6 protein-coding genes and 2 pseudogenes are annotated in these 9,857 nt (G+C 42.4%); 1 reads left to right on the top strand and 7 read right to left on the bottom strand.

What is annotated here, in order from left to right; genetic code table 11:
• The first annotated feature begins 239 nt into the window (after positions 1 to 239).
• Positions 240 to 653, top strand: a complete 414-nt coding sequence (locus C3Z13_RS09105; RefSeq protein ID WP_103855706.1) for a helix-turn-helix domain-containing protein — start codon at positions 240 to 242, stop codon at positions 651 to 653.
• An 89-nt stretch (positions 654 to 742) separates the two neighbouring features.
• Here the strand turns inward: C3Z13_RS09105 and uvrC are convergent.
• From uvrC to C3Z13_RS09070, 7 genes and pseudogenes are all read right to left on the bottom strand, one after another.
• Positions 743 to 2,574, bottom strand: a pseudogene (gene uvrC, locus C3Z13_RS09100) (excinuclease ABC subunit UvrC).
• Positions 2,575 to 2,643: 69 nt separating this feature from the next.
• A complete protein-coding gene (kdsB, locus tag C3Z13_RS09095; protein WP_103855705.1) occupies positions 2,644 to 3,411 on the bottom strand; it encodes a 3-deoxy-manno-octulosonate cytidylyltransferase in 768 nt (255 codons plus the stop codon).
• Positions 3,411 to 3,620 (bottom strand): Trm112 family protein, encoded by a 210-nt coding sequence (locus tag C3Z13_RS09090; RefSeq protein WP_103855704.1) that lies wholly within the window; start codon positions 3,618 to 3,620, stop codon positions 3,411 to 3,413. The genes kdsB and C3Z13_RS09090 overlap by 1 nt, the downstream gene beginning before the upstream one ends.
• Before the next feature lie 71 nt (positions 3,621 to 3,691).
• Positions 3,692 to 4,702, bottom strand: a complete 1,011-nt coding sequence (gene lpxK, locus C3Z13_RS09085) for a tetraacyldisaccharide 4'-kinase (RefSeq protein WP_103855703.1) — start codon at positions 4,700 to 4,702, stop codon at positions 3,692 to 3,694.
• 60 nt (positions 4,703 to 4,762) lie between these two features.
• Positions 4,763 to 6,510 (bottom strand): annotated as a pseudogene (gene msbA, locus C3Z13_RS09080) (lipid A ABC transporter ATP-binding protein/permease MsbA).
• A gap of 60 nt (positions 6,511 to 6,570) precedes the next feature.
• Complete coding sequence (locus C3Z13_RS09075) at positions 6,571 to 9,003, bottom strand: DNA internalization-related competence protein ComEC/Rec2 (protein ID WP_103855702.1); 2,433 nt, start codon at positions 9,001 to 9,003, stop codon at positions 6,571 to 6,573.
• Positions 9,004 to 9,242: 239 nt separating this feature from the next.
• A complete protein-coding gene (locus C3Z13_RS09070; protein WP_245872613.1) occupies positions 9,243 to 9,686 on the bottom strand; it encodes an REP-associated tyrosine transposase in 444 nt (147 codons plus the stop codon).
• Between the last annotated feature and the right edge of the window lie 171 nt (positions 9,687 to 9,857).

The raw sequence follows: 9,857 nt of genomic DNA, 5'->3' as shown, positions 1-9,857 counted from the left end.
CCTTTATTAACTCTACTTCTTTAAGTTCTAACATAGAATACTCTCAAATTAATATTTAATATTGGTAGGATTCTATATTTTTACTGGTTAATATTCCAGAATCAAACCGTTACAAAATTAACTCATTTAGTTACTAAAAAAACTCAAAGCCTTACCGAAAAACAACATAGCCCCCATGCTTAAAAAGTGATATACTGCGAAAAACTTAGTTAATCACAATTTACTTGGAAGGTTAAACTATGGAAATCTATGATAAAGTTCGTGTTATGCGAGAAATCCGTCAATGGTCGCAAGAAGAAATGGCTGATAGAATGGGAATGTCGGTAACAGGTTATGCCAAGATAGAACGCGGACAATCAAAATTGCATTATGACAAGTTAGAACAAATTGCCAATATATTTAATATTAGTGTAAATGATTTAATTGATTTAGATAAAAGAATGCCAATGTGGTATTTTGGTGAAAACTGCTCTAATAACAATAATGTTGCTAATTATTACTCTTCTGATAGTGCTTTAACTTTAGAATTAGAAAAATTAAAATTGATTATTGAAAATCAGCAACAATTATTGCATTCAAAAGATTTGCTTTTACAGCAAAAAGAGAATGAAATTAAATCTTTGAATGAAATTATTAGTTTGCTTAAAAAATAGAATTAATTTATAAAAATAAAACTTGCATTAATTACTACTAATACAAGTTTTATTTTAATTTGCATCAACAACCAGATCTTGGGGTTATTCTACTCCCCCTTCATCGCCTCAAAAATTTTCTCTGCTAACGCTTTTGAGATACCTGGTACGGAAGCGATTTCGTCAAGGGTGGCTTTTTTCACGCCTTGCATTCCGCCAAGGTATTTTAATAGGGCTTGGCGGCGTTTTGCGCCAACACCTTCGATGGTTTCTAATCCGCTTTGGGTGAAGGCTTTTTGGCGTTTTTTGCGGTGGCCGCTGATGGCGTGGTTATGGCTTTCATCACGGATATGTTGGATTAGGTGCAAGGCAAGGCTGTCTGGCGGAAGATTAATTTCGCGATCTTGCTTGCTAATGATGAGCGTTTCTAGGCCTGCGCGACGATCCACGCCTTTTGCTACGCCAATTAAGTGCGGTCGTTTTTTGTCCCATTTTACGTTCAGTTGATCGAACACTTGCAAGGCGCGGTTGAGCTGCCCTTTACCACCGTCAATAAAAATTCATCAGGAATTTTTCTGCCTCCAGATCTTTATCGTAACGTTTCAATAAGGCTTGCTCCATTGCAGCATAATCATCACCGCCCGTAATACCAGTGATATTAAAACGGCGATAATCGGATTTCAGCGGCCCGTCTTGATTGAACACGACACAGGAAGCGATGGTTTGTTCGCCCATTGTGTGGCTGATGTCAAAACATTCCATTCGTTGGATTTTTTTCAATGCCGAGCAACGCTTGCAACGCTTGGTAGCGTTCGTGGATCAGCGCGGATTGTTTCAGTTGGGTAACCAGCGCAGCTTTCGCATTCATTTGTGCAAGCTGTAAATATTTACTTTTATCCCCTTTGGCGCTGTCTTGAATTTGTACTTTACGCCCTGCTTGTTCCGCGAGCAGGGTTTCTAATTGAGCTTTTTCTGCTAATTTATGATCCACAATAATGGTGTTCGGCACGGTTCGTCCTTGGTGCGCTTGCAAATAAAATTGCCCCACGAACGTGGCGGTGAGCTCGGATAAATCCGTATTGGCTGGCACTTTCGGGAAATAACTGCGGTTGCCCAAAATCTTGCCTTGTCGAATAAACAGCACTTGCACGCAAGCGATGCCCAGTTGGTAGGCGATGGCGATAATATCAATATCATCAAGGCGATCATTGCTGACAAATTGTTTTTCGATCACCGCGCGCACCGCTTGGATTTGATCTCTTATGCGTGCTGCTTCTTCAAAATTCAACGCTTGGCTCGCTTGCTCCATTTTTGCCACAAGATGATCTAGCACTTGTTGATCTTTGCCTTGCAAGAAAAGACGCGCAAAATTCACTTGTTGATTGTAATCTTCATCGGAAATATAGCCTGGCACGCAAGGCGCGGAACAGCGTCCAATTTGATATTGCAAGCAAGGACGTGAGCGATTGCGATAAACGGAATTTTCACATTGCCGTACAGGGAACAATTTTTGTAACAACGAAAGGGTTTCGCGCACCGCCCCTGCATTAGGATAAGGGCCAAAATATTCGCCTTGAATTTTTTTGCTTCCCCGATAGGCAGTGATTCTCGGGTGGCGTTCTTTGGTGAGCAAAATATAGGGATAGGATTTGTCATCACGCAATAGCACGTTATAGCGTGGCTGGTAGGTTTTAATATAATTATGCTCTAATAGCAAAGCTTCTGTTTCGCTTGATGTGATGGTGGTTTCAATGCGATGAATACTGGCAACTAAGGCTTCCGTTTTTTTACTGGATAAATTCGCCCGAAAATAACTGGATAAGCGTTTTTTTAAATCTTTGGCTTTGCCCACATAAATCACCTGATCTTTATCGTCATACATACGATAAACACCGGGATCGTGGGTTACGTTAGCGAGAAACTTTTTGGCATCAAAGGTCATTTCTAAAATATTAGGATCTGCTGATAAAAAGAATGGGCGAAAAATCGCCCAAGGAATAAAATCGAAAAATTACGCTAAAATCGCCCGCACTTTTTCTAAATCTTCTGGCGTATCCACGCCTACTGCAGGCACTTCTTTGGCTAAATCAATATGAATTTTTTCGCCATACCACAACACGCGAAGTTGCTCTAAAGATTCTATATTTTCTAACGCTGAAGGTTGCCATTGCACATATTGCTTGATAAAGCCTGCACGATAAGCATAAATGCCAATGTGGCGTAAATACTGGCTTTGTAGCACAAGTTGCGTTTTTTGTTCATCAGATAAGCCGGCAAACTGATCGCGATTCCAAGGGATCGGTGCGCGGGAAAAATATAAGACATTGCCCGATTGATCCGCCACCGCTTTCACCACATTCGGGTTAAATAATTCTTCCGCATCATTCAGTGGGACAGCAAGGGTCGCCATTTTCACGCCATTTTTTGCCAAATTATCCGCCACTTGCTGCACGATCACAGGGGGAATTAATGGCTCATCACCTTGAATATTCACCACAATTTCATCATCGGCAAGGGCTAATTTCTCCACCACTTCCGCCAAGCGTTCCGTGCCTGAATTGTGATGTTCTGACGTCATACAAACTTCGCCGCCAAAGGCTTGCACAGCTTGCGCCACAGCTTGGTTATCCGTTGCCACCACCACGCGGCTCGCACCTGATTGCTGTGCTTTTTGCCAAACGTGGGCAATCATTGGTTTGCCTGCAATATCTGCCAAAGGCTTACCTGGTAAACGGCTTGAAGCAAAACGTGCAGGGATAATTACCGTGAATTTTGCCATTATTCTGCTCCTTCTTGTTGCGCTTTTTCTTGTCTCTCGTTTTCTGATTGCAAGGCAATTGCACGCTCCGCTAACAACACAGGAATGCCCTGCTCAATGGGATAAGCCAGTTGTTCAAAGGTGCAAATCAGCTGTTCATTTTCTTTGTCATATTTCAAACGCCCTTGACAAATCGGGCAAGCGAGAATATCGAGTAATTTTTCGTTCATTAAAGTTTCTCCACTTCTTTTCAGAAGGCTATGTTTAACCGCTTCATCTGGCGGTGCATAAAACAGATAAATTAAAGTGCGGTGCTTTTTGGCGCAGTTTTTACTTGTTGGATCAACGCGGCAATAAATTGTTCACTTTGTTCATCATTAATTTCTGCTTCAACAGGCACATACCACCAATTGGGTTGCGCAAAATGTTGGCATTTAACCGCATCTTTTTCGGTCATAAAGAGCGGTTGGTTTTTATCAAATTTTTCAAATAATGTGAGATCATAAGCCTGATGATCTTGAAAGGCTTGGCTTTCCACCACATTGATCGCCAACTTTTGCAACATTGAGAAAAAACGCTGTGGGTTGCCAATGCCTGCAATGGCTGTGATGTTTTGTTGGGCAAAATCCTGCAAAGGACGTTTTTCCCCCGTTTGCAAATGAATGGCAACCTGCGGTGTTAATGTCATTACCGTTTGGCTAAAAGGCGTTTCTGCGCCGTTATTGATAATCCAATCGACAGATTTTAAACGGCAAATTGGCTCACGCAGTGGCCCTGCGGGCAACACAAAACCATTACCAAATTGGCGCTGCGCATCAAGCACCACAATTTCTTTATCGCGTCGCAATTTATAATGCTGTAAGCCGTCATCGCTAATAATCACTTGGCAAGGAAAATGCGCGAGTAAATGTTCTATCGCCCGCTGACGGTTCGGCGAAATGCACACGGGGGCATTGGTGCGTTTGGCGATCAGCAAGGGTTCATCGCCCGTTTCAATGGGGTTATCCTGCACGGCAACTAAACGCGGGTAATGGGTGGCTTTGCTGCCGTAGCCGCGAGAAATCACCCCCACCTTCACCCCTTGTTGCTGTAACTGCTGTACTAGCCAAATCACCACTGGGGTCTTTCCATTACCGCCTACAGACAAATTCCCCACGATCACTACAGGCACAGGGGCTTTGTAAGAAGCCAAAATGCCGCGCTGATATAGCCACGCACGCAGGCAAGTGATGAGTAAAAATAACAGGGCGAAAGGTGATAATAACCACTTCAGCGCCTTTGCCAAAAGGTTGGATTGATACCAAAAACTCATTATCACCTCATTAAAATGGATAGATTGGTGTACGCGGAAAATTCGTACACCAATATAGTATTAATGATTAAATTGCATTTGATGTAGCTGTTTGTAAGCACCATTTAATGCGAGCAACTCTTGATGCGTGCCACGTTCTTTGATTTCACCGTGTTCAATCACCAAAATTTCATCGGCTTTTTCAATGGTGGATAAACGATGGGCAATCACTAAAACCGTGCGCTCTTTTTGCAATTCTTCAAGCGCCGCTTGAATTGCACGTTCAGATTCTGTATCCAATGCAGAGGTCGCTTCATCTAAAATCAATACAGGGGAGTTACGCAACAAAGCACGAGCAATCGCCAAGCGCTGACGTTGTCCGCCTGATAAACTTGCACCGTTTTCGCCAATCACGGTGTCTAAGCCATCTTCTAATTTTCAATAAATTCCATTGCGTGCGCCGCTTTAGCCGCTTTGATAATATCTTCACGGCTGTATTTATCCGCCGCAGCATAGGCAATATTATTGGCAATGGTGTCATTAAATAAATGCACTTGCTGTGATACCACCGCACAGTTTTCACGCAGATTATTCAGCGTGTAATCTTGAATATTCACGCCATCAAGGGTGATTTCCCCTTGTTCAATCTCATAAAAACGCGTAACCAAATTGGCAATAGTCGATTTTCCTGAGCCAGAACGCCCCACCAATGCCACCGTTTTGCCTTGCGGAATGTCAAAAGAAATATGATTTAACGCAGGGTGATCTTTGCCTGAATAGCTAAACGTAACGTCTTTGAAAGAAATATTTCCTTTGGCTTTTTCCACTTCATACGTGCCGTTATCCTTTTCCGTTTCCATATCTAAAATAGAAAACAGGGTTTGACAGGCTGCCATTCCGCGTTGAAATTGTGCGTTCACATTGGTGAGCGATTTCAACGGTCGCATCATCGCCAACATTGAAGAAAACACCACCGTGAAAGAGCCTGCCGTTAGGTTTTGGCTCATAATTTCTGGCACGGTTGCCAAATACAACACCGCCGACAGGGCGAAAGAGGCAATAATTTGCACCACAGGATCAGAAATGGCATCTGCCACCATCACTTTCATTCCCTTGCGGCGCATATCATTACTCACTTTATTAAAGCGTTCTTCTTCAATTTTTTGTCCACCGAAAGACAGCACCACGCGATGTCCTTTCAGCATTTGTTCTGCGGAAGACGTCAGCTCCCCCATTGAGTTTTGCATATTTTTACCAACTTCACGGAATTTTTTCGATACCATACGAATCAGCACCGCAATAATCGGCCCAATCACAAAAAGCACCAAAGAAAGCTGCCAACTGGTATAAATCATCACGCCAAGTAAAGAGATAATATACGCCCCTTCACGCACAATGGTCACCAAGGATCCTGATGAAGAATTGGCGACCTGTTCGCTATCGTAAGTAATGCGCGAAAGCAATTTGCCTGCGGAGTTTTGATCAAAAAACGGCACAGGCATATACATTAAATGCTTGAATAAACGGCGGCGAATGGTCATCACCACTTTGCCCGAAACCCAGCCTAAACAATAAGTTGAAACAAAACTTGTTACGCCACGCACAATAATCAACAGCACCACCACCACAGCCATTATGCGTAAAAAGCTCACGTCCGCTTTACCAAAACCGTCATCAAGCAACGGTTTAAGCATTTGAATTAATGCTGCGTCCGCCAATGCATTGAAAACCAATGTAACGGCGGCGGCAATCAACCCCATTTTGAAAGGGGCGATAATCGGCCATAAGCGTTTGAACGTTTGCAACGTGGTTAAGTCTTTATCTTGCATAATTTCTTCATTTCAGTTAAAAAACTGCGCCATTTTACCTTTATTTTGCCAACAAGCCAATTAATCCCCGATACTTAATCCCCTATACCAAGGGGAAAATTCCGATCTTGCGGTATAAATTTTTATCTGTTCGGGGAAAAATAACAGGCTGATCTGCCCAAAATCTGCCGTATTATACACCGCACTTTGTTGTGCTTTTAGGCGCTCTAATACCACGGAATGGGGAAAATGCCACGGATTACCACGACCACTAGAAATCAAGGCGATCTTAGGTTGTGTTGTTTTAAGCAAATATTCACTGCTAGAGGTTTTACTACCGTGATGCCCTACTTGCAATATCTCTATTTTTCCTGCTAAATCAGCAAATTGCCGTTCTGTTTGGCTATCAGCATCACCAGTTAAAAGCACTTTATACTGCCCATCATCAATCAACAACACGCAAGAATCTGGATTTTCTGCACGCTTACGGATCTTTTGTGGGGAAAGCGCGGTAATGCGTAATCCTTGCCATTGCCATTGTTGCCCCTGAAGACAAAAAGTGCGGTGCGTTTTTCGCTCGATTTTTTCCGATGACGTAATAAGCATTGCATTGGGATAAGCCCGCAACACCGCTTCAGCTCCGCCTGCGTGATCATTGTCGTCGTGGCTTAAAATAAGGTAATCCAGCACAATGCCCTGCCGTTGCAAATAAGGCAAAATTTCTAGCGCAGCCATACTTCCCCCACGCCACGCTGCGCCCGTATCATATAAAATGCCACGCTGATTTTTCACCAATAATGTTGCCAAGCCCTGCCCTATATCTAAGGTTTCCAATCGCCATTTAGGCACATTTATCTCTTGCCACGCCAAATTCATCAGCATTATTCCAAGTAACCCAGCAAAAATAGGTTTCATTTTTTGTAAAAATAACGGACTGGGCAATTTTTCTGCATTGAATAAAATTTTCTTGTTTCCTGCTAAGATCGGTTTTTTCGCTACTTTTTGCGGCAATTTTTGCAAATAAAGCACATACCCCAACCCCAAAATGAGCAACAAAATGACGATCCATTGCGATTGATTTTCTGACAAATCCATCCAATTCCCTTGCCATTGACTGAGCAACGCCGTGATTTTTTCTGCTAAATAATTCGCCCCTTGCCACGAATTAAACGCCCCTTGGCTCAACACTGCAAACAGCACCATTGGCACAAGACATAAACTAAACACTGGCACGGCTAACAGGTTCGCCATCATTCCCGATAAAGACATTCCGTGAAAAAAATAAAGCTGAATCGGGGTAAATAAACACAACAAACCGAGTTGTAGATGAAACAAGGAGAAAATCCAGCGCAGGATTTTTTTCACCCACTGATTTTTAATGGGATAAATTTGCCATTGGATTAAATCCAACGGCACAAGTTGATACCACAAAATCAGGCTTGCCACCGCCCCTGCGGAAAGCCAAAAACTAACGGAAAGTAACATCAGCGGATCCCATAAAATGAGCAATGTCACCACACATTGGAAATATTGCCAAGGCGTATAATAACAGCGTAACACTCGGATCAGACATACCAATCCCAAAGCAAGTAATGCCCTTAAGGTGGGAAGAGAAAACCCAGCCAACTGGGCATAAATTAAAGCAATAAAAGCACCGCACAATAATGGCAAAATTGCCCCGATTCGATGCGTGGGCAAGAAAAACTGTGCCGCTCTGGCAATAGCAAAGCCAAACAACATCGCCAAACCAATATGCAATCCAGAAATGGCAATTAAATGTGCCGTATTGGTTTTCTGATAAATTTGCCAGTGTTCTGCATTAAGCCACGCCCGTTCGCCAAAGCCCAGCGCCAACAATAAACCTTGCATTGGTAAGTCTTGGGTCTGCTGAAAACTGGCCTGCAATAATCGGTCTCGCCACGCTAAATCTTGCGAAATTTGCACCGCACTTTTTACTCTGCCATAGGCAGTGATACCTTGTGAGAAATACCATTTTTGCCGATCAAAGCCCCCTTGATTTAAACGGCTTGATAAGGGTTTGAGCAATAATTCTGCTTGCCAAATTTGCCCTACTTTAATTTGCTCTGCTGCCTGATTTTCCAAATTTTTCTCTGAGTTTTGCCATTGCAAATATATTCGCTGGCTAGGCAAATTTTCCGCCAATTTCCCAGTGGCAATCACCGTTTGATAATCTTGCTGATGTAAGATTTTCTCGATCTTAATTGGAATGCTAATCTTGTTTAAACTGGCGCTCTGCTCCGCTTGGGTCAAAATTTGCTGAGCTTGATGATGAAAATAGCCCAAGCTCAATACAAAAATCACGCCGTAAACCAGCCCTTTTGCGATTTTATAGTAGTCGAAAAGATAGGCTGTCAAAACAGCTAAGATCCCAATTCCCACAGTGCAAAGCATTAACTCAACACTAAGCAATAAGGCTTTCGACACATAAAGCAAACTCAAGCCTGCGCCAATCACCAGCCATAAAATCACATCTAATTTAAGCGAAAATTTCATTCTTACATAAAATGACAACTTACCATTACAAATAAAAACTATGATGAAAAAAGCACCGCACTTTCGCAATCTTGTTAAACAATTTTTGCGATCTTGCTCGCAATAATACCATCATAACAACACCTCGTAGGGTGGGCTTTAGCCCACCATTTTGGATTGAATAACCTTGTCCCCAATTCATAAAAAACGGTGGGCTAAAGCCCACCCTACGCTCTATGCCACTCCGATTACACCTTTTATTAACTACCCCAATTCAATGGAAAAAATCCTCTTTCAACATCTCTTCGAAATGAGGAAAACGGCCAATCTTTGGGGGCATTAACATAACCGTGTTTAACGGGATTGAAATAGATATAGTCTAAATGATTGTTCAAATCTAGTTCATCACGGATACGATGCTCCCAAAATCGTCTTTGCCATATTCCGGCTTCTCGCTTTTTTATGCGACTTTGGTTCTCATTGCGATACGCCTTTGGTAATAATTTCGTAAATATCGTTTTAAAAAAAGCAATACGCTTAGAATAATTATCATCATCCTGTGGTAATTGCATTATGAAATGCAGATGATCAGGTAACACACAGATTGCGATGGTTTCAAAGGGATACTTTCTCATTGTTTCTTGATAGGCTTGCCGTAATTTTTCTATATGCTGAGTAAGGTAACATTTTGTACGATCTTGCAATGTCAATGTAAAAAAAATAACACGCGCCTTTTGTAAAATCTCTCCGATAATTTGGCATTATTTCTGCCCCTCTCATAAGAAACGTAGAAACGTAGGGTGGGCTTTAGCCCACCATTTGGGATTGAATAACCTTGGCCATTGCCAACCCTGATAAAAATGGTGGGCTAAAGC

Source organism: Avibacterium endocarditidis (genome assembly GCF_002921145.1).
In the GTDB taxonomy this organism is placed as follows: domain Bacteria; phylum Pseudomonadota; class Gammaproteobacteria; order Enterobacterales; family Pasteurellaceae; genus Avibacterium; species Avibacterium endocarditidis.
This window is presented reverse-complemented; position numbering and strand designations above follow the sequence as displayed.

Bases quoted from the DNA above. Each gene is read 5' to 3' on its own strand.
- C3Z13_RS09105 (WP_103855706.1), top strand. From the start codon at position 240: ATGGAAATCTATGATAAAGTTCGTGTTATGCGAGAAATCCGTCAATGG.
- kdsB (WP_103855705.1), bottom strand. From the start codon at position 3,411: ATGGCAAAATTCACGGTAATTATCCCTGCACGTTTTGCTTCAAGCCGT.
- C3Z13_RS09090 (WP_103855704.1), bottom strand. From the start codon at position 3,620: ATGAACGAAAAATTACTCGATATTCTCGCTTGCCCGATTTGTCAAGGG.
- lpxK (WP_103855703.1), bottom strand. From the start codon at position 4,702: ATGAGTTTTTGGTATCAATCCAACCTTTTGGCAAAGGCGCTGAAGTGG.
- C3Z13_RS09075 (WP_103855702.1), bottom strand. From the start codon at position 9,003: ATGAAATTTTCGCTTAAATTAGATGTGATTTTATGGCTGGTGATTGGC.